The sequence below is a fragment of the Pedobacter sp. FW305-3-2-15-E-R2A2 genome, from assembly GCF_038446955.1.
In the GTDB taxonomy this organism is placed as follows: domain Bacteria; phylum Bacteroidota; class Bacteroidia; order Sphingobacteriales; family Sphingobacteriaceae; genus Pedobacter.
Window position 1 is genome coordinate 4,401,654 of record NZ_CP151803.1, and the last position, 26,001, is coordinate 4,427,654.

General features: G+C 41.0%; 16 protein-coding genes. 12 read left to right on the plus strand and 4 right to left on the minus strand.

What is annotated here, in order from left to right:
- The first annotated feature begins 49 nt into the window (after window positions 1–49).
- Together AAFF35_RS17695 and AAFF35_RS17700 are read left to right on the plus strand one after the other, a co-directional pair.
- Entirely contained in the window at window positions 50–301 is a 252-nt protein-coding gene (locus tag AAFF35_RS17695; protein WP_342327855.1) for a hypothetical protein, read from the plus strand.
- 378 nt (window positions 302–679) lie between these two features.
- Window positions 680–1,273 (plus strand): hypothetical protein, encoded by a 594-nt coding sequence (locus tag AAFF35_RS17700; protein ID WP_342327856.1) that lies wholly within the window; start codon window positions 680–682, stop codon window positions 1,271–1,273.
- 75 nt (window positions 1,274–1,348) lie between these two features.
- On the opposite strand, the gene AAFF35_RS17705 is transcribed toward AAFF35_RS17700, so the two are convergent.
- Window positions 1,349–1,573, minus strand: coding sequence for a CDGSH iron-sulfur domain-containing protein (locus AAFF35_RS17705; protein WP_074604627.1), 225 nt, complete (start codon window positions 1,571–1,573; stop codon window positions 1,349–1,351).
- 412 nt (window positions 1,574–1,985) lie between these two features.
- On the opposite strand from AAFF35_RS17705, the gene AAFF35_RS17710 reads away from it, so the two are divergent.
- From AAFF35_RS17710 to AAFF35_RS17720, 3 genes are all read left to right on the plus strand, one after another.
- Entirely contained in the window at window positions 1,986–2,147 is a 162-nt protein-coding gene (locus tag AAFF35_RS17710) for a hypothetical protein (protein WP_233602992.1), read from the plus strand.
- 514 nt (window positions 2,148–2,661) lie between these two features.
- Entirely contained in the window at window positions 2,662–9,279 is a 6,618-nt protein-coding gene (locus AAFF35_RS17715) for an amino acid adenylation domain-containing protein (RefSeq protein WP_342327857.1), read from the plus strand.
- 5 nt (window positions 9,280–9,284) lie between these two features.
- Window positions 9,285–14,504, plus strand: a complete 5,220-nt coding sequence (locus tag AAFF35_RS17720) for an amino acid adenylation domain-containing protein (RefSeq protein WP_342327858.1) — start codon at window positions 9,285–9,287, stop codon at window positions 14,502–14,504.
- Window positions 14,505–14,584: 80 nt separating this feature from the next.
- Here the strand turns inward: AAFF35_RS17720 and AAFF35_RS17725 are convergent, their stop codons facing one another.
- Both AAFF35_RS17725 and AAFF35_RS17730 read right to left on the minus strand, forming a co-directional pair.
- Window positions 14,585–15,751: a glycosyltransferase family 2 protein gene (locus AAFF35_RS17725; protein ID WP_342327859.1), complete on the minus strand. Its 1,167-nt coding sequence runs from the start codon at window positions 15,749–15,751 to the stop codon at window positions 14,585–14,587.
- 6 nt (window positions 15,752–15,757) lie between these two features.
- Window positions 15,758–16,663, minus strand: coding sequence for a glycosyltransferase family 2 protein (locus AAFF35_RS17730; RefSeq protein ID WP_342327860.1), 906 nt, complete (start codon window positions 16,661–16,663; stop codon window positions 15,758–15,760).
- A gap of 187 nt (window positions 16,664–16,850) precedes the next feature.
- On the opposite strand from AAFF35_RS17730, the gene AAFF35_RS17735 reads away from it, so the two are divergent.
- The 5 genes from AAFF35_RS17735 (at window position 16,851) to AAFF35_RS17755 (ending at window position 21,736) form a co-directional block, all read left to right on the plus strand.
- Entirely contained in the window at window positions 16,851–17,300 is a 450-nt protein-coding gene (locus tag AAFF35_RS17735; RefSeq protein ID WP_342327861.1) for a hypothetical protein, read from the plus strand.
- A 69-nt stretch (window positions 17,301–17,369) separates the two neighbouring features.
- Entirely contained in the window at window positions 17,370–18,269 is a 900-nt protein-coding gene (locus AAFF35_RS17740; protein ID WP_342327862.1) for a beta-1,6-N-acetylglucosaminyltransferase, read from the plus strand.
- Complete coding sequence (locus AAFF35_RS17745; RefSeq protein WP_342327863.1) at window positions 18,253–18,624, plus strand: FdtA/QdtA family cupin domain-containing protein; 372 nt, start codon at window positions 18,253–18,255, stop codon at window positions 18,622–18,624. The genes AAFF35_RS17740 and AAFF35_RS17745 overlap by 17 nt, the downstream gene beginning before the upstream one ends.
- Window positions 18,625–18,869: 245 nt before the next feature.
- Window positions 18,870–20,687: an ABC transporter ATP-binding protein gene (locus AAFF35_RS17750; protein ID WP_342327864.1), complete on the plus strand. Its 1,818-nt coding sequence runs from the start codon at window positions 18,870–18,872 to the stop codon at window positions 20,685–20,687.
- 14 nt (window positions 20,688–20,701) lie between these two features.
- Entirely contained in the window at window positions 20,702–21,736 is a 1,035-nt protein-coding gene (locus tag AAFF35_RS17755; protein ID WP_342327865.1) for a hypothetical protein, read from the plus strand.
- Between the two features lie 70 nt (window positions 21,737–21,806).
- On the opposite strand, the gene AAFF35_RS17760 is transcribed toward AAFF35_RS17755, so the two are convergent.
- Window positions 21,807–23,372 carry a hypothetical protein gene (locus AAFF35_RS17760; RefSeq protein ID WP_342327866.1) on the minus strand — a complete coding sequence of 522 codons (1,566 nt, stop codon included), beginning with the start codon at window positions 23,370–23,372 and terminating at the stop codon, window positions 21,807–21,809.
- 479 nt (window positions 23,373–23,851) lie between these two features.
- Between AAFF35_RS17760 and AAFF35_RS17765 the strand changes: the two genes are divergently transcribed.
- Both AAFF35_RS17765 and AAFF35_RS17770 read left to right on the plus strand, forming a co-directional pair.
- On the plus strand, window positions 23,852–25,021 hold the full coding sequence (locus tag AAFF35_RS17765) for a glycosyltransferase family 4 protein (protein ID WP_342327867.1): 1,170 nt from the start codon (window positions 23,852–23,854) through the stop codon (window positions 25,019–25,021).
- Window positions 25,011–25,985, plus strand: coding sequence for a glycosyltransferase family 2 protein (locus AAFF35_RS17770; protein ID WP_342327868.1), 975 nt, complete (start codon window positions 25,011–25,013; stop codon window positions 25,983–25,985). The genes AAFF35_RS17765 and AAFF35_RS17770 overlap by 11 nt, the downstream gene beginning before the upstream one ends.
- Window positions 25,986–26,001 lie beyond the last annotated feature (16 nt).

Here is a 26,001-nt window from a genome sequence, read left to right on the forward strand (position 1 = left end):
AAAAGCCGTCTTTCTCTGGAAACGACGGCTTTTTATTAAAGAAAAAAATATGAGAGTAATCGCAGAACTACCACATCCGGAATGCAAGATCACCCTATTCAATATGAACCAGAAATACATTGTGAAGTTTGAACAGGGAACACTGGAACAGAGTTATAAATTATCTGAACTGGACCTGAGTGGAGGAGGGGCAAATGAAATATTTCAGATGCTGGATGAGGCATTTATTGCAACCGTAGTAGAGCGTTTCAAAGCCATGAGAACTGATTTTTCCGCGGCTTACAACAGACAGCAATACTAGTTGACAAAAACCATCACAACTAACTGTAAAACAGATCAAATATCAGTTTAACAGAATATTATTCTGTAATAAACAATAAAAACAAACCTGAAATTTAGCCCTACTTATAGTTATAGATCAACAAAACAACAACACATACACTGATAAACAGCAAATTAAAACAACAAACAAAACATTATATGGCCACTATTTTACGCCAAATATTATAAAGGTTTCGTGATTTAAGGCGGAAAAAGGAAGAAAAAAGACGCTGATCTAAACTAGGAATTTAAAGGTAAAAAACAACAAATACAGCAAGATTCTTTATAGACAAATCTGCCAGTTAATGCGTACTTTTACATCGGCCTTTTCATCAGCCGGCAATAAGTTATACCAATCATGAAGACGAACTTACTATTTATAACAGCAGCAATCTTACTCGCATTTTCAGCATGTAATAAAGTTAGCGAAAGCATTCAGCGTGACATCATCACTAAGACAGATACCATTGCTTTTGAATTCCTTCCTAGCGACAACACAAGCAGTCCCAACAACAGCATTCAAGACCTGTCAGCATTATTGAATCTGACAGAAGAAATAAAAAAGGCCGGAGGGTTTGAAATGAAAGATATTGTCAGCATCAAACTATCCAGCTTTGTTTTGATCCAGGATTCTATTCTCCGCAAAACTAAAGATGGGAAGAGAGACAGCAATTACGTTGATCCTGCAAATAACTTTAGAAACTTTTCCAGCGTAAAAGCACTGCTCAAAAGCGGAAGTAAATTAGACAGTCTTGCCAAGATCACCAACATTCCTGAAGGCGCAATATCGGCCAGACTGATCTTATCCCCACTCATTGCTCCGGATACATTAAAATCTGCCATAAACGCAGGCAATATGAAATACAATCTGAGCATCCAACTGAGAACTCCGACGAAAGACACGATAAAAGCAAAGGTATTGACCAACTATACCCTTACCCTTCGCAAATAAGCAAACAAGCAAAAAGGAAAGCCCTGATGACAATTGTCATCAGGGCTTTCCTTTTTTTATACAAACAGCGTAGAACTATACCTTTTTTGGAGGAAGCTCAAACGCAATCGCATCGTGCTCAAAATGCCCACGGTGTGCACCATCACAAAAAGGCTTATTTGCAGATAAACCACAGCGACAGATAGACAACACTGTTCTTCCCTGTAAGCCATATTCATTACCTTGTGCATCGACAATTTCGAAATCGCCATCTATCTTCACAGAGCCGTTGCTATTTATTGTTAGTTTAGTTTTTGACATGTTTATTTTTTTTGACAAAAATAGAGATTGAATCTTCAGACAAAAGCGCTCTTTGCAATTTAGATTCATTCACATTAACGCGCCGGAAAACATTTAAACCCACTCCCTCCCGCTTTTCCCGATTTAAAACTACGCCGGAATTGATAATGAACATAAAATTGCTTACATTTGCATGAAACGGGATATCATTACAACTATTCTCTTACTACTTACTTACTGATCAATCCATTTGATCAGGTTTCAATTTCTCCAGGTTGCTGATCCGTTGCCTCCCGAGAATTAAATTACATTCTAGCCAAATTGATCTATAATGGAATCAACGAAAGCAGGCTTATAGAATAGGTAAAACCAGAGGAGAGAGTTATTTTTTAACTAATACATTGAATTTATGGCTAAATCTCAGGCTACCTTCATGAAGAAGCAACTAGAAAAAAACAGGCAGAAGAAAAAAGAAGATAAAGAACAACGCAAGCAGGAACGCCAGCAAAATTCTACAGGTGGTGACCTGGAAAGCATGATGGCTTATGTGAATGAATTTGGAGAGATCGTATCTACTCCACCGGAAAAGAAATAGATCCAACAAGAGAAGCTGCTTTTTAAGCGGCTTTTTTTTATCCCCCCAACTGTGTAAATATTACCTCAATACCGGACAGCCTGTCCATTTTTCTCTTCAGCCGAATGTCATTAGCATCCTGTTATAACAACTCTTTTACAGAAAAAAACCTACTCACTTCCCCTTCTTTTACAACCTAAAGTTTTGAAAGAAAACCTACATCCCTGTAGCCGAACCACCATAAATCATTATAAACAACCATATTAACCGGCAAACCTCATCCATCATTTCATTATTAGACAGTTTTTTTCTGTTCTCAGCTCCCTTTATTTTAGTATTTTAGAAAAATGTATAATTAGATTATAATGAAAGTCCCAAATCAGGAGAGCTATTTGAAATAGGTTATGAAAGTTTCTACATGCATATGCGGAGACTCGTAAATAATTCTTCCTGTTATTTCATTATAAACGACTTAAATATCATCGTTTAACCAAAATTTTAAACTTGATATGCCAGATATTCAATTCTCTCTACCATGCCAACAGAACAGTTAACTTTAAGCCCAAACCAAGACATCAAGGTCCATCAGCTATTTGAAAGGACAGCAATGCAATTTCCTGAGCTTAATGCCGTGGTTTTTGGAGAGCATACACTTACCTATCGGGAACTGAACGACCGCGCTGACCGACTTGCAAATCTGATCTTAAACCAGGCAGTTAACGACGAAATCATTGGCGTAAGTACCACACGCAGTCTGGAGATGATCATCGCAGTACTGGCCATCTTAAAAGCGGGTAAAGCTTACCTCCCACTGGATCCCGGTTATCCGGAACACCGGCTTCATCAAATTATAACAGACTCAGGAGTTCAAACCTGCATTGCATTAAACAATGAATCCGATTTCTTTTCCAGCCTGGGATTACAGCAGGTAAAGACAGTACAAGACTTATCAAAAACAGATTATTCCCCATTAAAACATGGTTTAAACGGCTGCGTGCTTTATACTTCAGGTTCTACAGGGAAACCCAAAGGTGTATGCCTGGGACATCAAAGCTTAACGAACTTTCTAAACTGGCAAAAAGAACACTCCCTTACTGAGGTCGGCACCAGATCATTGCAATTCTGTCATTTAAGTTTCGATGCTTCTTTTCAGGAAATCTTCGTCCCATTAACAACAGGAGGAACGCTATACCTGATTGAAGACGATGATCGTCTTGACGGGGGAAGGTTATTGAAATTCCTGATTCAACATCAGATTAACAAAGCATTTTTTCCTTACGTAACATTGCAATACCTCACAGAGGCTGCTGTTGCTGAAGGCAAGTACCCCATTCAGCTAAAGGAAGTAACAACAGGAGGTGAATTGTTAAAAATCACCGATACAATAAGGACTTTCTTCTCGGCATTATCGGGTAGTACTTTTCTGAATATTTATGGACCGACAGAAGCCACCGTTTGTGTCACCACGCTGAAATTATCGGGAGATCCGGAAGGTTGGCCTGCAATTCCTACGATCGGTAGTCCGATGGCTGGCTCCTCCGTGTTTATCCTGAATGAAAGCCTACAGCTGCTGGAAAACGGAAATGAAGGAGAACTATGCATCTCGGGTGTATGTCTGGCAAACGGATATATAAATCAGGAGGAATTAACCAGTGAAAAATTCATGGACTGGGCCCATCCTACACTTGGTAAAATAAAAATTTACAGAACCGGAGACCTCGGAAAATACCTTGAAAATGGGGAGATAGAATTTCATGGCCGAAAAGATGGTCAGATCAAAATACGCGGTAACCGGGTTGAACTCGGAGAGATTGAGGTTGCATTAATGCAGCACGAAAGTGTAGAGCAGGCTGTAGTCATATTAAGGGAAGACCAGCCGGGAAGAAAAAATCTGGTGGCTTATATCGTTGGAAACAAGCAGGCATTCGATGCCAAAATCCTACGTGAACAGGTCATAAACCTACTGCCTGACTATATGATTCCATCAAGTTTCATCTGGCTGGAACAGTTTCCAAAAACCGTTAGCGGGAAAATAGATAAAAAATTACTGCCAAAACCGGATGCTAAAAGACCGGAGTTGAATGTACTTTATAAAAAACCAGTTACGAAGCTGGAAAAGGAGATTGCTAACCTCCTATCGGATATCCTTCAATATGACAAAGTGGGAATAGATGATAATTTCTTTGAACTCGGCGGAAATTCATTGTTAGCCCAAAAGGTGGTATCGGAATTAAAATACAAGCTTGATTATTATTTGCCAATCACCAAATTATATCAATTCCCAACCATTGCTGCTATGGCAAAATTCCTGGACAAAAGCAAATCTGCAACGGATAGGGAATCCAAAAAGGGAACTACAAAAAATCAATCTTCCGATATTGCCGTAATTGGAATGGCCGGCAGATTTCCAGGAGCCAATACCATCAATGGACTATGGGAGCTGCTTGCAGAGGGAAAGGAAACCACCACATTCTTTAATGCGGATGAGCTGGATACCAGTATTCCAGCGCAGATCAGGCAAGACCCTTCCTATGTGCCTGCAAGAGGAATTGTAAAAGATGCCGATCAGTTTGATCCCGTTTTTTTTGGGATTAATCCTAAACTGGCACAACTGATGGATCCTCAACAACGCCTTTTCCTTGAAATCGCACAGGAAGTATTGGAACAAACCGGTCATTCTGCTTCAAAAAACGATCAAAAAATAGGGGTTTTTGCCGGCAGTGGCAACAATACCTATTATGAATACAATGTATTACCCCACCCTGACCTGATTGAAAATCAAGGAAAATTACAGGTCCTGACGGTTAATGAAAAGGATTATATTGCATCTAGAACCGCTTACCATCTGGACTTAAAAGGCCCTGCAGTTAGCGTTAATTCTGCCTGTTCAACATCCTTACTTGCCATTGCTCAAGCGGTAAACAGTCTCCGCGGCGGACAATGTGACGCTGCGTTAGCTGGTGGTGCGAGTATCACCTCTCCCATCAACAGTGGCCACCTCTATCAGGAAGGAAGCATGCTTAGTGCCGACGGCCATTGTCGTCCTTTCGACGATGCAGCTACCGGAACTGTATTTAGCGACGGTGCAGGTGTGGTTCTCTTGAAAAGACTGGAGGATGCCTTGAGGGATGGAGATACGATTTATGGCCTGATCAAGGGCGTAGGCATAAATAATGATGGATCCGGTAAGGGAAGCTTCACTGCCCCAAGTACAGAAGGACAAGCTGACGCCATCATCCAGGCTATCGAAGATGCTGGAATTGAAGCTTCAGAAATCAGTTACATTGAAACCCACGGAACAGGCACTCCAATTGGTGACCCTATCGAATTTGAGGGACTGAAGACTGCATTCGGAACGCAATCTCAACATCAATTCTGCGCAATTGGCTCTATTAAAAGTAATTTTGGTCATTTAACGCAGGCTGCCGGTGTAGCAGGTCTGATAAAAACCTGCCTGGCTTTATATCATAAAAAAATCCCGGCCTCTCTTGGTTATGTCAGCCCTAACCGGAATATTGATTTTGCCAATAGCCCTTTTTACGTCAACCACTCCTTATCCAAATGGGATGCCGGAAAGAGAATTGCTGGAGTTAGCTCCTTTGGCGTTGGTGGAACCAATGTCCATGTGATCCTTGAAGGCTACGAAAACAAACCTTCCCGCTCATCAGCAGGAAGATCTCCCGAGTTAATTACCTGGTCTGCCAACTCAGCTTTTAGCAGAGCGCAGTATGCTCAAGCCCTTTCTGCAGATTTGAAAGATCGCGGAGAGGTCAACATTTCCGATATCGCTTATACCCTGCAAAAGTCCAGAACTGATTTTCGTTTCAGAAGGTTTCTGGTCTCAGATGATTCAAGGCAGCTACAGCAGGCACTTTCAGAAGAGAAACCAAACGCCTTTGAGCTCCATCAGCTGATGGAGCTACCAGGAGAAGTCGTATTTACATTTCCTGGTCAGGGTGCACAGTATTTAAATATGGGAAGGGAGCTTTACCTGGAAGAACCGGTTTATAAAGCCGCAGTAGACCAGTGTGCAGCATTACTTAGCCCATATATTCAGCTGGACATTAGAGACATCATCTTCCCATCTGACCTATCTGACGCCGCATCTGAAAAACTTAAAGATACCAGGTATACCCAACCTGCATTGTTTGTAACTGAATATGCTTTAGCAAAGCTCTGGATGCATTGGGGAATCCTTCCTACACTATTTTGTGGACATAGCATTGGGGAATATGTTGCGGCACACCTTTCCGGGGTATTTTCATTGGAAGAGGGATTGAAGCTAATCGCCGTCAGAGGTGCAATGGTAAGCGAGCTTCCTTCAGGAAGTATGCTCTCCGTCAGACATGAGGCAGAATCCATTTCTGCATTGCTAACCGGCGACTTATCCATTGCGGCCATCAACAGTCCAAAGCTCTGTGTGGTTGCAGGCCCGGATGATCAGGTGATGTCTTTCGCAAGGTTACTGGATACCAGGGAAATTGCCAATAAATTATTATTTACCAGTCATGCTTTCCACTCTTCAATGATGGATCCTATCGTGGATGAATTCAGAAAGGTGGTTTCTGATGTGACCCTTAAAGCTCCTGAAATCACGATAGTATCCACGGTTACGGGAAATATTCTAACGGCTGCAGAGGCTACAGACCCTGATTATTGGGCGGCGCATCTTAGAAAAACAGTGCGGTTTACCAATGCAATTGAGACCATTCTTGAGTATGAATTTCCGCTGTTCCTGGAGGTTGGTCCCGGAACAGTAACCAGTACCCTGATTAAACAGATTGCTGGCTTTAAAGCTAAACAAATTAAAGCCCTCTCTAGTTTAAGTAATAAAGAGAAGGAAAGTTCCTCCATATTAAATACATTGGGACAGCTATGGCTTCATGGCTTAACTCCAGCCTGGAACAATTACTTCGAAGGACAGGAAAGAACTTTCCTTAGCCTTCCAACATATCAATTTGACAGAAAAAAATACTGGGTTGATGCAACAGTGGCAATACATCAAACTATAGCCCCTAACGAAGCAGAAAATCCAGCAATAAATGAGCAAGAATTAATGAATACTCTTATGATGAGAAAAGACAACCTAGCAGCAAAGATCAAACAAGTATTAGAAGATGCCTCCGGAATAGAGATGAATGGCATTCCAACGGACAGCAATTTTCTGGAAATCGGACTGGACTCTCTATTGCTGACTCAAGTTGCCATTTCCTTAAAGAAAACGTTCAATTTGCCCATTACTTTTAGAAAATTAAATGAAGAATATCCTAACATAGACGCACTGGTTGATTACCTGGATAAAAATACCGCTCCAGATCTTTCGGTTGCTCCTGCGGCAAGTACACCACAGTTTCAGGCACAACCTTCATTCTCTGCAAATCATCAGCCCGTAGCAGCTACAGGCCCGGTTAATGACAGCGCATTGGGACTCATTGCCCAGCAATTGGAGATCCTGTCGAAACAAGTGATGTTAATGCAGGGGAATCAACCTTTAGTGGCCCCGAATCCGGTTCCGCTTGCTCACGCAACTTCCGTTCCTCTCCGTTCTGAATCCTCAGAAAACCAGGAGTTAAGTCCTCAGGAAAAAGCAGAAATCCAGAAACCTTTTGGAGCGACGCCTAAAATAGAGCGCCATTCCTCAGACCTGAATCCAAGGCAACTCCATTTCCTTCAGGAGCTAACCCGTAGTTATACCGCTAAAACATCAAAAAGTAAAGCTTATGCTGCCGAAAGTAGGTCATTTATGGCTGATCCACGTGTGGTTTCAGGTTTTAGGCCGCAAACTAAAGAGCTGATTTATCCAATAGTGATCAATAAATCAAGTGGTAGTAAAATGTGGGATCTTGATGGAAATGAATATATTGATGTTTTAAATGGTTTTGGATCTAACCTCTTGGGGTATCAGCCGGAAGTGATCAAGAAAGCAATGCATGATCAGATAGAAAGCGGTTACGAGGTGGGTCCACAGCACGAACTGGCTGCAGAAGTCAGTAAACTGGTTTGTGAATTTACCGGTTTTGACCGCGCCGCGCTATGTAGCACAGGTTCAGAAGCAGTCCTTGGCTGTATCAGAATCGCCCGTACAGTAACCGGACGCTCTTTGATTGTCGCATTTACCGGCTCTTATCATGGCATTATTGATGAAGTGCTGGTTCGTGGAACGAAAAAATTAAAATCCTTTCCTGCAGCAGCAGGAATCATGCCTGAAGCAGTACAAAACATCTTGGTGCTGGACTATGGAACAGAAGAAGCATTGGCTATCATTAAAGAACGTGCCGATGAAATTGCAGCCGTACTGATTGAGCCAATCCAGAGCCGAAGACCAGAGTTCGTGCCTATAGAATTTATAAAAAAAGTAAGAGAGATTACCGCAGCTTCGGGAACGGCCTTGATTTTCGATGAGGTAATTACCGGATTCAGAATGCATCCTGGTGGTGCGCAGGCGTTATTTGATGTCCGTGTTGACCTTGCTTCTTATGGAAAAGTCGTAGGTGCAGGAATTCCAATCGGAGTCATTGCTGGAAAAAAAGAATTCATGGATGCCCTTGATGGCGGAACCTGGGAATACGGCGATCAATCTTATCCTGAGGTTGGTGTAACCTATTTTGCGGGCACCTTTGTACGTCATCCTTTAGCTTTAGCTTCGGCAAAAGCATCCCTGAACTATATGAAAGAAAAGGGACCTGCTCTTCAGCAGCAGTTAAATGAAAAAGGAAATTACATTGCCGCAAGCCTGAACACAGAGATATCACGAAGAAAACTTCCATTTTTTGTTGCAAATTATGGTTCCCTGTGGAAAGTGAAATTTAATGAAGAGGTTCCCTACAGCGAATTAATGTTCACCTTGATGAGAGAAAAGGGTATTCACATCTTAGATGGTTTTCCTTGTTTCCTTACCGAAGCCACCTCCGATGCGGATATCGCTCAGGTCATTAAATGCTTTACGGAGAGTATGGATGCCATGATTGAGGCTGGTTTTTTCCCGGCTACAATAGAAAAAAACGAAGCTATTAGAGAAAGTGCAATTGTCATCAATGGAGATCAGCCTCCCGTTAAAGGGGCCAGGTTGGGAAAAGATGAAAGCGGTAATCCGGCATGGTTTGTAAAAGATCCTAATCAGGATGGAAAATATCTTCAGATTGAAATTAACTAATCATTATGATCGATCAGAAATCAGACCTTAGTTTTAACCAAATCACCTTCAATCCATTTGAAGATCAGAAGGATATTGAAAAAATTGTAGCCATTAATGAATCACAACGTGAAATCTGGTTATCTTGTATCATAGGCGGTGATGAAGCAAGCCTTGCCTATAATGAATCTGTTTCATTAGATTTTACAGGCCCTTTTCAGTTCAGTGCATTCAGAAAATCACTGGAAATTATTGTAAAACGCCACGAAGCACTAAGATCTTCAGTCAGTGCCAACGGAGAGAATTTCATCATTTACAAAGACTTCCCTTTCAATTTCGAAATGGAAGACCTGAGCAGCAATGATACCCTCGAACAGCAGCAGCTGCTCAGGGAATTTGTAGCCGATCAGATGAACCTGACATTCGACATACAGAATGGTCCGTTATTTCGTGTACACCTTCATAAACTGGAAGATGACCACCATTATTTCACATTGGTCATCCATCATCTTATTGGGGACGGATGGTCTATAGGCATCATCTTGGAAAACCTGAGTAAACTTTACAATGCTCATTTAAAGGGTTTGCCTGCAATTCTGGACGAAGGTCCTCAAATCAGCACTTATGCTTTAGAACAGCACCACTTTCTTCAAAGCGAAGATTTTAGGAAAGTAGAAAACTATTGGTTGGATCTATATAAAGGCAATATCCCTGTGTTAGACCTGCCGACAGACTATGTAAGGCCAGCAACACGTACTTACAAAGCCCATCGAATCGACCATCCCCTTTCTGTTTCGCTGATTAGTCAGCTAAAGGCAATGGGAGCGAAAGCCGGATGCAGCCTTGTCAACACGATGTTGACTGCCTTTGAAGTTTTTCTATACCAGCAAACCAGACAAAGAGATATTGTGGTCGGCCTGCCTACAGCCGGACAATCCGCCACAGAAAACTTTGAATTGGTTGGACATTGCGTAAACCTCCTGCCGTTAAGAAGTATTATTGATCCCGAGCTCTCCTTTCTGCAATACCTGAAGCTTAGAAAATCAGCTTTTTTCGATGCTTATGAACACCAGCAGTTTAGTTTTGGCCAGCTGGTAAAGAAACTAAATGTAAAAAGAGATACCTCGCGAATCCCCTTGGTTCCTGTAGTTTTTAATATGGATATGGGCATGGATAGTGCCGTATTTTTCGATACCCTTCAACACCATTTGGTTTCAAATCCGAGAGCCTATGAAACTTTCGAGATCTTTCTGAATTTAACCGGATCGAAAGATAGTTTTATATTGGAATGGACCTATAATACCCAGCTTTTCAAAGCAGCGACCATAGAGCGGATGACGAAGGAATTCGAAATTCTTCTTGAGAAACTGGCACAGCAACCTGAACTTCAGTTAAGTGACTGCGCTAAAACAGCTAAAAAAGGAACATCTGAAGCGATGAAACCTGTTGGGCATGCTTTTAAGAACACCATCGAGCTGATCAATGAGGTTGCCGGTCATTATCCGGATAAGACTGCTGTTTCCTTCAGGAAGGAACAAATGAGCTATAAGCAACTGATGGAGAAGTCCAATCAACTGGCTTTTTACTTAATTGAAAAGGGAGTCCGCGCTGGCGACATCATTGGGTTGTCAACAGAACGGTCCATGGAAATGCTGATCTCCCTGCTGGCCATTTTAAAGGCCGGAGCGGTTTATATTCCCCTGGATCCGGAGTACCCTCATGAGCGGATAGAATTTATGTTAACGGATTCTGCAGCGAAAAAATTACTCACCTCGCGACAAAACAAGGGCCGGTTTCATACCAATGCTCAGGAAATTGTAATGGAGGAAATCTGGCAGAGTCTTGGTAATTATCCGGATCATCAACCTCAAATACAAACAGGCCCGAATGATCTCGCTTATATACTCTATACTTCAGGCTCCACAGGAAAGCCCAAGGGAGTAAAAATTACCCATAAAAATCTCTCTAACTTTTTATTGAGCATGCAGGTTGCGCCGGGTATTACAGCCGATGACCGCTTGCTTGCCATTACTACCATTTCTTTTGACATTGCCGGGCTGGAACTTTATCTACCGCTCATTTCTGCTGCTGAGCTGGTCATTGCAGACACAGAGGAAACAAAAGACGGCAGATTGTTGCTCGGCATCATCGAGGAAAGAGCAATCAGCATCATGCAAGCCACGCCTTCAACATGGCAAATGATGATCGACTCTGACTGGCAAAAAGCATATGCGATAAAAATACTTTCGGGGGGAGAAGCCTTAAAAAAAGAACTGGCCGATCAACTGCTCAAACGATGTACTGCCTTATGGAATATGTATGGTCCAACAGAAACTACCATTTGGTCGACCATCAAAAAAGTTAGTCCGGGGGATCAGCTACTCACCATCGGCCATCCGATTAACCAGACAGACCTCTATATCATGGATGAATTGGGAAGGCCCTTACCTTCCGGTATGCCTGGAGAAATATATATCGGAGGAGCTGGTGTAGCAGACGGCTATTTAAACAGGCCAGAGCTGACCAATGAGAAGTTTATACAGGACGATGATTCTGGTCAGATATTATATAAAACGGGGGATCTTGGTAAATTATTAGAAAACGGCGAATACCTCTGCCTGGGAAGGATTGATCAGCAGGTAAAAATTCGTGGACACCGGATCGAATTAGGGGAAATTGAAACCATCATTGCTGCTCAGGAAGGAATTAAGCAAGCCGTCGTCCTGGCAAGAGAAGATGCACCTTCAGATAAGCGGTTGATTGCTTATGTCCTTCTTGACGATAAAACTGATCAGGACAACCTTTCCTGGAAAGATCGCTGGGATGCCCTCTATGATATGGGGGCAGCGTCCAAACAAGACCTGGCCCTTTCCGAGCAGAATCTGGACGACAGCCTGCTGGAACATTATGAAAATAGTGCTGATTTAGCTTTGCAGGCTGCCGAATGGCTTCATTCCTCCACAGAAAGGATTAAGCTGCTCGGTTCAAAAAAAATCTATGAAATCGGAAGTGGTGCGGGGCAGCTCCTGTTTGAGCTTGCTCCGGAAACCGAATATTATATGGCGACAGATTATGCGCAAACGGCCATTCATAATTTAAATGAGAAGTTGGCCGCAGCTCCTGATCAATGGAGCCATGTAAAAGCGAAAACGGCTGAGGCAGATGACTTTACAGACATTGTAGATACTTCATTTGACCTGGTCCTGATTCATAGCGTGGCCCAATATTTTGTCAATGCAGATTACCTGATTAAAGTGATTAAAGAATCTGTTAAATCGCTCAGATCAGGTGGTTGTATTTTCATTGGAGACATGCAGGGTAAGAATTCCCTGAAAATGTGCCATGCAATGGATCACCTCCCACATGCTGCGGATTCGACTACCTTATCTTCCTTTAATGAGGCTGTGCTCAACAGGGTCCGCATAGAGGATGAGCTTGTTGCAGATCCGGGCTTTTTCTACAGCTTGCCGGGGATCATCCCTGAAATTACCGGAGTAGATGTCCAGCTTCGGAAAGGCCTGTCTTTAAATGAAACCACAAAATATCATTATGACATCTGGTTATATGTTGCGGTTCCCTCTGAAACGGTAATTCCTGATACCCAGGTCATCTGGAAGAATGAAGATTCTTTACTTGAAATTGAGCGCCTGCTCTCCGCCAATCCATCACAGGTCCTGGAATTAAAAAACATTGTAAACAAACGTACCGCCAAAGATCACCGGCTATTACAGCTCATGCAGAGCAGAGACCCCAATAGCCTTTTGAAAGAGATCAAAATTGAAGTGGCAGGGATAAACGAGGGTTCTGCTCCGGATCTTTTCTGGGAGCTGGGAGCGCGTTTAAATTTCAATGCACATGTCAGGTGGACCAGCGATGGAACAGATGGCCTGTTTGATGTGGTTTTTATTCCTTCTTCCCGGAAAGCAACACTTCCCTATTTTTCTGCTGCTGAATCCTTAAAATCAAATCTACACAGCTACGCCAGGTTGCCTTTCTCGAAGAATGAAATTGTCATCTCCAAAGAGATCATTGGAGCATGGAAAGACAAGCTCTATAAAGCCCTTCCTGCCTATATGGTACCTGATGACTTTATCGCGCTCAAAAGCTTTCCTTTAACCGCCAATGCAAAAATCGATAGAAATGCCTTTCCGAAACCTTATGCCAAAAGGACGGATGATGGCAGCAACAGACAGGTGGGTCTGGTACTTACTAAAAATGAACAACTGGTCACAGATATCTGGTCAGCTGCGCTGGGATTGGAACACCTCAGCCTTACCGATGATTTCTTTGAGCTTGGCGGGCATTCCCTGCTGGCCGTAAAGGTGATGATTGCGATAGAAAAAGAGACAGGAAAGAGACTTCCTTTAGCAACGCTGTTTAACAATTCCACGATTCAAAAGCTGGCTGCACAACTTATTGCAGACGAAGCTCATGAAGTCTGGGAATCGCTGGTTCCCATTAAGACAACCGGCAAAAAGGACCCTTTATTTATGGTTCATGGAGGAGGCTTAAATGTTCTGGTGTTTAAATCAATCAGCACCTATGTAAGCGAAGAACAACCCATTTATGGTCTGCAGGCCCTGGGATTAAACCAGGAAACCCAGCTCTATACCAGTATTGAAGAGATTGCGGCAGTCTATGTTGCAGAAATCATTAAAGTAAATCCAAATGGACCTTATTGTCTGTGTGGGTATTCTCTGGGAGGCTTTATTGTTTATGAAATGGCAAAGCAACTGAAGGATATGGGGAAAGCCGTTAAATTTTTGGGGATCCTGGATACTTATGCCGGGGATGCCGGTGGCTCTACGGAAACATCAGTTAAATTAATGAAGAAGATCAGACGTCAGTTCTATAAGATTCCCTTTTTTGTTGGCTCATTTTTCAGAAATCCAAGCGAAGCCATCCAATATCAAATCCATAGGCTGAGGTTAAGACTGGATCGGATTTTAAACAATGAGGTAAAAGATTACACCATTCATTTCAGCCCTTATGAAAAAGAGATTTATAATCATTACGACAAGGCCCATGATCACTACAAAATGGAACCTTCGGATATTAAGATCAGTCTTTTCAGGGTAAAGAAGAGACTTTATTACCTGGATGACCTGGTTTATCTCGGTTGGAATAAATTTGCGAAGCAGGGAGTAGAAACTCATGATGTTCCCGGAGATCATGAAACCTTTTTATATTCACCTAACGATGCGGAGTTTGCAAGGATTCTGCAAGACACATTAGACAAAATTTAGTAGAGAAAGAATTTCTCTCCTTAGCATCCCGGTATCTGATCCGCCTAAATAGATCAGATACCGGGATTTAACAGATCCTCTTATTTTCTTTTAGATTTCTCCCAGGCGGCACTTTGATTCTTTTGATAATACCTAAGAATCCCTGCAATGACCGCATAGTTCATTACACAGAAATAGTAAGGAATAAATAAGGCTTTTATCCGGATATTCCTGTTTTCGAAATAAAGTCCGATGAGGCTGAGCAGGTAGAAAAAAACCTGAAGACCAAATAAAACCTGATAAAACAAGGATCCGGTATCAAATGCGATCCATGCATTCAGGATCAAGGCAAGAATCAGTAAAAAGGGAGTAATGGTCCAGCGCAAAACCCGATGGCTAATGTACTGAAACGTAAAAATAGGATAATGGAAGGGGTTTGCCGCCTTTTTTAAACGCAATATCGATTGAATCCCACCTGCGGCAATTCTTATTTTACGTTTTAACTCTTCCTTTACATCTGCCGAAGCCGTTTCCATGGCATAGGCATCGGGTTCATAGGCAATGATGTGTCCGTTTTCTGCAATTCGCATAGCAATCATATGGTCATCTATAATCGTATCAGATGCTACAGGCTGATATAATGCCTTACGGATACTGAACAATTCACCCGCAGCACCTACACCGGAGTACAAGGCATAGTCCCACTTTTTCAAAAGAGACTCATACTTCCAGTAAAACCCTTCCCCTGCAGAGCTGGCATCAGCGGTTTCCTCTACCAGAATTCGCTTTTCTCCTGCAACTGCCCCCACTTTAGGATTCTGATAGTGCTTTACCAATTCCAGAAGTGCATCTTTATTCAGAAAGGTATTGGCATCTGTAAAAACGATGATCTCCATTTCCAGGAATGGGATGGCTCTTTTAATGGCCGCCATCTTTCCTGCTCTTGCATCACTATGGAGCAAGGTAACTTCAGGATAAGCACTGACCTTCTTTGCGGTGTGATCTGTAGAACCATCGGTAATAAAAATAACCTGAACCTTATCTTTGGGGTAATTCAGTGCCAGGGTATTCCTGATCTTTTCCTCAATAATATCTTCTTCATTATAAGCGGCAATCAATACCGATATGCCTGGTAAAACTGCCTCTTTTTTGAAGGCAAAAGGAGTATAAAACAAGTTTTTAACCTTCACCAGGATATATAATACAAAACCATACCCGATAAAGGTATATACAATCAGAAAAATGCTGATCCAAAAAGCTATAATCATCAATATTTATATTTTAAAACCTAAATCAGCACTTTGATTCGAATGACTGAAATTCCAGATCAAGCCTTTCAGCACCCACTTAATTAAATCTTTCCGTCCTTTTTTCAGGTATAACAGGATTTGTTTTGGACAGGCGATGAAAATGTAAAACAAACTAAACAGCAGGGTATTGAACCAACCCGTATTGCGACGAATAAAAAGCATCCTGTTTCGGGTCATGAAATAGGTTTTGATATTACTTTCCTTTCCTACACTTATAGATTCTTTATGATATACTTTTGTCCGCCCGCTGAACCAGATTTTCTGACCTGCTCTTTTAAATTTTTCGCACCAATCCAGTTCTTCATAATACAGGAAATAATGTGCTTCCATAAGTCCTACCCTTTCCAGATCTGCCCTTCGGCACATCATTGCCGCACCATGACAAAACGCAGTTTCCCTGCTGGCCTCATCATATTGTCCAACATTGTGTTCCATATTACCTATTCCTTTATTTCGGCAAGTCAGGTAGTTCATCTCTGTAAATCCCGCATACTGAATCAGGTCAGGCTGATCATAATAAAGCAGTAAAGGTGAGATCAGACCTATTTCAGGATTCCGTTCCAATTCCTCACTGAGCACTGGAATCAGATTGGGCGTAATTTCCGTATCGTTATTTAGCAAAAGAAGAAAATCCCCTGTTGCCCGCTCAATGCCTATGTTATTACCACCTGCAAACCCGAGATTTTCTGCTGACCGCAGGTATATAAGCCCGGGAAAAGCCGATAAAAATTCGGGGCCATGATCAATCCTGCTGCCATTATCAACCAGAATTACTTCAAGCGGGATCTCTCCGGCATGGTCCTTAACAGACTTTAAAAAAGCAATGGTTACTTCAGGTTGGTTAAAGTTGACAGAAATTATGGAGGTCATTTTCATGTTTTGTAAAAGTAATACTTTGATTTATCATTTTTGTCTCAATATGACGATCAAAAAAGCTATAATTGTACCAGTCTTTTATTTAACCATCAATAATTTGACTTCCGGGGAATAATCCTATTGATTTGATAACTAATATTGATAGGATTGGTCATATGTGCAGAGAAATAAAAAAATGTCAATGTTAAGTATAATATCCACCTTATTAAAATATGTTGGAATACTCATCAGTGTGTCATTTCCACAACGCCAACGTCTGACTAACACTAACGGAGAGACCGATCCTACCGTTATTGCCGCTTCCGTTAAAGACTCGGGAGATACCATAAAACTTGTTCGCACTGATTCCCCAACCACCATCTGTTACGTCTCGCGTAAATCATCTCATCAACTTTTAAAAACCAGATCTAAAAAGAATATAGTTAGCCCCTCTTATAGGGAATATAAGTATAATGGTAAAAAAGGATATTCTGAGCTCTGCAGGAATAGAACTTCTGGCTTTCCTGAACAAATAAAAATAGCACAAATGCTGAAGCAAAATCAGCTGAAGCCTATTTGGACGCACTTTCATCGCATGCAGCGCGGTGATGTCGATAAGTCTGAAGATCCCTCGTTTTGCCTGTATATTTAGAAGGCAGGTCCCATCACCCTAAGTTTGTTAATATTCTAAAAAACACCTGTAAAAGGACTATTTAGAATATTGGCACTATATTTTCATTGCGAAACATTTGCTGTAGACATGCGTATTGCCCATCTGATCTTAACTTATACCAATCCCCAACAAACCGAAAGAATGATCAGGAACTTATATCATGAAAATTTTGATTTTTACATTCATGTAGATAAAAAATTCGATATCAATCCTCATCTTTTTTTTAAAACATTACCTAACGTCTATTTCATCAATAACAGAGTTGACGTAAAATGGGCCGGCTTTAGTACGGTTATTGCTACTTTTGAGTGCATACAAGAAATTGTGTCCACTGGAATCACCTATGGATTTATTAATTTTTTAAGTGGACAGGATTATCCGCTCAAGCCTGCATCGGCCATTCATGAATTCTTTGAAAATAGGGTAGACAAAGAGTACCTTAGCTATCGCGATATTAAAAATGACTGGAAAGAAGGCTTAATCCGTATGGAGAATTATTTCCTGTCGGGCTATCACTTTCCTGGAAAACACAGACTGGAAAAAGTGATCAACAAAATGCTTCCCAGAAGGGAATTACCTTATAAATTACACCCATACGGGAAATCAATGTTTTGGATGCTCAGTCCGGAAGTAGCCCTGTATGTGGTAAACAAAGTAGAAGGAGATAAAAAACTTAGACAATTCTTTTCTTTTACCTGGGCTAGTGATGAATTTGTTTTTCAGACCATCATACTCAATTCGAGGTATAAAGACAAGGTGATTAATAACAACTACAGGTATATCGACTGGTCTGCCGGAGGAGCAAACCCTAAAGTACTGAACGAGACAGATTTTGAACATTTAAAGAAAACAGAAATGTTGTTTGCGAGGAAATTTGACATGGTCAACCATTCTGAAATTTTAAATTTAATCGACAACAACTTATTACAACATGGCACACATAATTAACATTCAAACATTTAAGGACAGCAGAGGCATTCTTACCGTATTAGACCAGGTGGTTCCATTTGAGATCAAAAGGTTATTTTATATCTACGCAGTTGATGATACGGACCGCGGGGGTCACAGACATCACGAAACCCATCAGGCTGCGATTTGTATTAAAGGTTCTTGCAAAATCACGAACAATAATGGCAAAACAACGGAAATATTCGATCTTGATAGTCCTGAAAAATGCATCTTCTTATTGCCTGAAGATTGGCATGTTATGCATGATTTCTCTGAAGACGCGATCTTACTTGTACTAGCTTCCACCGCATTTGATCCTAAAGATTATATCTATGAGCCTTATGCTACCACATAAAAATCTGAAAACTTTAAATAAACCATTTGAAGAAAGATTCAGACTTAAATTTGATCTCTTTTTAGATAAAGGTGGGTATATACCAGGAGAAGAAGTATTCTCATTTGAGAAGGGATTTGCACAGTGCCATGATGAATTGCTGAGAAATACGATCTGCGACTGAAACCATTCAGGGATGAAGGTTCCTTTTAGGAAATCATAGAATAAAGAATCAATCCAACATTATATCTGTTATTTTTGTAACGATGATTAGATCATTTACCAATAAACTCCACAAGTTAAGTACCAATCTGAACCTCCTGAGGATCCTGAAACTGATTTGGTCAGCATCAAAAACATGGACTACGGTATCCATCATTTTTATTATTATAGAAAGTGCTTTGTTCTTTTCTTCTCTATACATGCTGAAGGTTTTAATTGATACCATTTCAAAGCATGGTATCAATAATCTCCAAAATGAGTCGGAGGTGATTAAGTACCTGATTCTTGCAGCCCTATCGGCCACATTATATGCCGGAACAAAAGCGATTTCAGGATACATTACAGAAAAGCAGTCCGGAGAAGTTGGGGAATATATTGACAGCAAAATCCATGAAAGTGCCATTGGCCTTGACCTGTCTTTTTATGAAAGCCCGGAGTATTTCGACATTCTGAAACGGGCCAGGGATATGGGCACCGACCGTCCTAATCTTATTGTATTCACGATTGTCGATATCGCCAAGAATACGATCAGTCTGATCGTCATTGGCTCCATGCTGGTTTCCATTGACTGGCGGTTATTTCCAATCCTCGCGATCTTCGTGATTCCTACCTTATGGGTGCGTATTAATTTCGCCAACAGTCAAAATATACTTCGCATTGCACAAACTGCGCTGGAGAGAAAATCCGGCTATATGAGTACTTTACTTACCTCTGATGTCCACGCAAAAGAAATCAGGAGCTTCGGACTTGGCGCCCATTTAAGAAAAATATACACCAGCATCCGGCTGGACCTTCTGGCTGGAAAACTTAGGATCAGCAAACACCGTACGTATAAAGAGTTGATGACATCCACCATTGCTGCAATGGGCTTTTTTTCCTGTATTGCTTATATCGCAATTGGCAGTATCCATGGAACAACAAGTGTTGGAGATATCACCCTGTTTCTCGTCGCCTTTCCTCAGTCTTTTAATGTTTTACAGGGATTGTCTACCAGTATTTCCACCCTTTATCAGAATAATATTTTTGTAAAAAGCATTTTTGAACTCTTTGATCTGAAGAGCAGCTTACCGGAAAACCCTTCCCCACTGGCAATTCCCGATGCTGCTCAGATAGACTTGGAATTAAAAGACCTCAGCTTTAGCTATCCTCATGCCGATCGGCCAACATTGTCTGACATCAACATTAAAATGCCCGCTGGTAAAATCATTGCTGTAGTTGGTATGAATGGCGCCGGAAAATCAACGTTAATTAAACTGATGTGCAGGCTGTACGATCCTACATCGGGACAAATTACTTTAAACGGTACGGACATCAGAAATTTTGAAAGTGCTGACTATCGGAAACAAATCTGTGCAGTCTTTCAGGATTTTGGAAAATACAACGTAACTGCTGCTGACAACATCAAATTTGGAGACATTTATGGAAACAGACATCCTGATGAAATCGTTGAGGCAGCAAAAAATTCAGGCGCTGATTTATTCATCGATACGTTTCCTGCAGGATACCAAACGGTTATGGGCAGGATTTTTGAAGATGGCCATGAAGTTAGCATCGGCCAATGGCAGAAACTGGCAATTGCACGGGCATTCTATAGCAGTTCCCGATTTATTATTCTGGATGAGGCCACGAGTGCACTGGACGCCAATGCAGAGAAAATATTATTCGACTCTTTCCGCGAAAGAATAGGCAACCGTGCGGCTTTAATCATTAGCCACCGGCAATCTGCAGTTAAACATGCGGATTATATTTATATGCTTTCCGACGGAAGAATCGTAGAGTCAGGAACACATGAAGAACTTGTTGCCCTGGCTGGACATTATCATAAGCTGTTCAATAAAAATGCTTCACAACATAAAGTATAAAAAAATCACCCTTGATGAAAGAGCAATCCGGTACTGAACAAAGCATTCTGAAGGGTGTAAAATATCTTTATGATCACCAATACCCAAACGGGGAGTTTTGCTGCTATATCGGTAATGAAGACGAAATGAAAATGTGCATTACCCACAGTAATGTTTTTCCTACTTCCCTCATTTCCCAGTCTATTATGCATTTAAGACACCTCCCTGAAGTAAATCAGATTTTGGAAATGGCAGGAGCTTTCCTGCAGTATCAGTCTATGAGGGCCGGGGTATGGAACAATTTCACGATATTAAATCCACTTTTCCCGATTTGTCCCCCAGATGTAGACAATACTGCATGTGCCTCAAAAGTACTTCAGGAGCTAAATAAAGGATTTCAACCAAATGAGAAAATGCTATTGGCCAACAGAAACAAATCAGGTCTGTTTTATACCTGGTTTACGTTCAGGCCGAGCCTTGTTCCCATCAAAGACTTCTGGCTGCTGAACCTAAGGGCATTAAAGCGCCCGATCAGCTATTTACTTTTCTGGAGAAACACAGAAGCAGGCCGTTATGATATTGATGCAGCAGTGAATGCAAATGTATTGTTCTACCTCGGCTGGAATGAAAAAACAGCCCCGATAGTCCCCTATCTACTGGATATTATTGACAGAGAAAAAGAAGGAGATTGTGACCTTTGGTATCGCAACCCATTTATCATTTATTACTTCATTTCCAGAAATTACAAAGCCGGCATCCAGCAGCTGGAGCCCGCTAAAGAGAAAATGATAGAAAGGGTACTCAAAACAGCACAAAATAATGGCGCATTTGGAGATGGGGTGCTGGACACTGCTTTGGGTATTATTACCCTGAGTAACTGTGGTTATTATTCCCCTGTTCTGGAGGCAGCTGTTCAATACCTGATCAGCCAGCAACAGTCATCCGGCGGATGGATCAGATGGGCTGTTTATTATGGAGGACCAAAAAAACAATTGTGTTATGGTTCGGAGGAAATGACAACCGGCTTCTGTCTGGAAGCACTCTCTCTTTATCACAAAAAAAATCCCTGATCCTCATTCTCAGATTTAAATCCGGAATAAAGATCAGGGAATTATTCTCCTTTATCCAAGGATGATTTAATTAAGGTTTAGCCTCTACAAACACAGGCGTTTCAGTCACTTCCATTTCAATTACTCCGTTAGCAGTTTTTACCTCTTTAACAGACATGGTATCAGATCCCGGTGTCAGTGTATAAATCAATGCGAACTTCGCATTTTGTAAATCAAGCGTATACTTTTCTTTTCTATCCACCTCATCCGGCACCAACAGGATATACATCCTTTTATTGCCGTTCTGATAGATGTCTACTACAGGATCCTGATTAATCGTATTAAAATAACTATAATCTCCCATCAGCTTCGTCACCTGACGAATGTAATCTGAAGCAGGTCTTCGCTTAACCCGATCTACCAATCCTGAAAATCCAAAAGCATCTCCTGCATCTGTTCCAGGATCATTATTATCATACAACTGGTAATAAAACACTTTATCAATGCCAAGTCTCGCATATAACAATCCTAACCTCAATAACCAGTCTGCCTGAGTAATTTCATTCGACTTTGAACCAATAGGAATTGCTCTTTGAGCGCTGCGCTCGCCAAGGTCATACCCTGTTTCTGTTGACCAAACCGGGATATTTCCCAATTCAGCACTATAGGAGGTAAAGCTATTTGCAATCTCGGTCATGTCATTTGTTTCCGGTGCAACACCCCTCTTTTTACTTCTGAATTTAGCAAACCATCCCGTATAATCATTTGAATACATATGGTAATTGATCACATCAAAGCACAAATCCACCTTACCATCCTTTTTAACACCTCTATTTATCTTGCACCATTCTACCATTCTTTTGACGAACTCTACGTTAGGCTTGGCAATTCCTCCCATCACCACAACCATCGTTGGATCAGCAGTTTTTACGCCGACCCCTTTTCCAAGTGAACCTTTATGTCCATCATAAAATGCAGATAACTGGGCGGCATATTCTTCAGGGCTTTGTTCCGCATCTTTCCCCCTCCACCATTTATCCGGCTCGTTGCTACTTTCAATGTATTTTACATAACCAAGTCCAATCACCGGATTCGTCTCTTTAGGAACTAGTATCAAATTTTTGCTGATTTTTCTGTTTCTGCCATACCTCGCAGCAAGTTGGAATCCGGCCTTTGCAATCTCTATATAAGAAGCAGGACGGTCTCTTTTGGCGCCATGGGCTATAGGAATCAAGTCTCTTTGTCTCTTACTTGCAGGATAGGTATTTACAATCCAGCTTGGCGTCACCTGTAAATCCACAAGAACCGTCATGCTATCGCGGAAACAGTTCTGATAAATCTCATCATAACTCCATCCTCCTTCAGGTTTATGGTTGAACCTGAACACTCCTTTTTCAGGCTCTATACGCTCCCAGTCAAGAAAATGTCTAAATCCGCTAAAATTTCTAATCCGGTTAAATTTGGTGGTATCAAAATTATAATGCGCATCATAAAAATCCCACTCAAAACCATTAATCCCGAACATGTCCTTGATTTTTACCTTCTTATCTCTCAAGGCTTTAACCTCGGTATATTCTTTCTTATCCTGTGTACAACCAACCAGAGAGGTAAGGGCTATTAATACTATACTACTGAAGAGTATATGGGTTCTTTTCATACCAGTTTATATTTGTTACTAATATAGCATCAATATCTAAAACCAGGCCAATAATTTAGCCGGCCGGTAGGATTGTGTTTAAGATCGCTATAAATAACAGGGATACGTATTTCAGCTTCATTTTAGAGAAAAATAGTTTACGCGTCAAGTTAATATTCAAACTTTGAAACAATTAAGTTCTTTTTCTTTAGATTTGTTAGATTCAAAGGGTTAGTCATACATTAACAAATCTAAACAGTGTTTTTTCTTCTCCATATTTCAAATGACTATTTGGTTGTTTAAGCATCTAAATGTGTTCAGTCAGCCAAATGATAAGGAGAATGAGATATTTATGGCTTCTGCCAGAGAACTGAAATTATTTCGTTTTCTCCGGGCTATCGACCTGATATCAATAACACTATTGTAGAAATTTTGGAAAGTATTTGCCCTTGTGAAATTGAAATTGTGCTTAATATTAAAGATCAACATCATTAAAAAAGTTGAAGAACGAAGATTATAAAAAGATTGCAATCATTACTTGTTGTATAGACGATTGGGGCGGCAGTGAAGAATTATGGGCAAAAAGTATCCCAATGTTGAAAGAAGGAACGGAAATTACGCTGTATAAAAATAGCATCAACCGTTCGCACCCTGAGTTTATCAAACTGACCAATCGGCATGTTCAATTGATCGAACTGGAACCAGAATTATCTTTCCGTCAGCGCCTGAGTCGAAAGGTCAGGCAAATGATAAAAAGAATCGGCACAAAAGATTACAGTGAAAATTACGGAATAGCCAAATTTTATGAGGAGATAAAAGCGACGAATCCTGACTTGGTGATCGTCGCTCAGGGAATCAACTTTGACGGATTGATTTACGCCTGGCAATGCAAACTACTAAATATCCCATATGTCATCATTGCCCAGAAAGCAGTTGACTTTTACTGGCCCTATCCTACCGATAGAGACTATATGAAAGAAACATTAAAGCATGCTAAGATGTGTTTCTTTGTGTCTCAACACAACCTGCAACTGACTGAGGAACAATTTGGACTAAGGTTAAACAACAGCATGGTCGTGTACAATCCCATCAAAACAAAAGTGAATGCACTTCCTTTTCCCGATACAGAACAGGGTTATAAACTGGCCTGTGTTGCCCGTTTATTTGTGATCGATAAAGGTCAGGATATCTTACTGCGGATCTTAAATAAGGAAAAATGGAGAGCACGCCCCATGACTGTCTCTTTCATAGGAACAGGTCTTGATGAACAAGGAATAAAGGAAATGGCGGCGCTGTTTAAGCTGGACAACGTCGAATTTATTGGCTTTCATGAAGACATTGAAAATGTATGGAAAAATTACCACGCGTTATTGCTGCCCTCAAGAAGCGAAGGACTTCCTTTATCTATGATTGAAGCCATGTCAGTTGGCCGGACAGTGATTGTAAGCAATGCAGGTGGCAACGCGGACTTCGTTACCGATGGGCTAAACGGATTCATTTCCGAAGCAACAGAAAAAGATTTTGAATCTGCGATGGAACGTGCCTGGGAAATGCGCAAGCAATGGCAAAACATTGGAACAACAGCTTCTTTATATATAACTAATCACTTCCCTTTATCTCCGGAAACGGATTTCGCGAATCACCTAAACAACATATTAGATGAGTTATAACCCATTAGTTTCGATTATTATCCCTACTTACAACAGAGCCGATAAATTGACTGACGCCATTCAAAGTGCATTAAACCAAAGCTATAAAAATATCCAGATAATTGTGATTGATGACGGATCAACGGACCACACCCGGGATCTTGTCAAAAAATACCCTGAAATAGAATATCACTGGCAAAAAAATGGTGGACAGGCAGCTGCGAGAAACTCAGGGTTACAACGGGCCAAAGGTGAAGTTGTCGCCTCACTGGATTCAGATGACATCTGGTATCCGGATTTTTTAATACGATGCGTTGAAAAACTAGAAACAGAAGGACTGGATTTTGTCTTTGCAAATTGGGACCAGGACGTAAAAGTGGGCGAAAGCTGGGATTTTCTGTCCAATGATCCTTTCTTAAAGCCACATCATAAAAACATTAAAAATCATTGGGCAAATCTGGACGACAAAGAGTTGAGAGATCTTTTCATTAAGTCTTGTCCATCTCCTTCCTCCGCAGTTGTGATTCGTAAATCATCTATTGTTTCGGGATGGGATGAACAAATTAATATAGGTGACGACTGGTGTATGTATCTTGAAATGATCCTATCAAAAAAATGCCATGCAGCCTATACGCTCGACAGGCTCTGGAGGAAACGAATAGACGAAATCAATATCTATGATGGTAGAAAATGGAGTGAAATTCTGGAATTCCTATACATCGCTGATTTAAAAATCAAAATGGATAAGTTCAAACACCTCCTGACCAAAGATGAACTGAAAATATTGCAGCGAAGGTATATGGCTAGTCTGGTAGAACTATCGAAACACAACCTGCTGCGTGAATTCAATATCCCACATTCTTACCATTTGCTAAAACGGTCTTTTAAGATTGATGTTTCCTTTACCCTTAGAACAATTCCCAATATCTTTATGAAAGGACTGGAAGGCAAAATGAAAAAAATATTCAATAGAAAATCAAACTAAATCATTAAAAATTAAC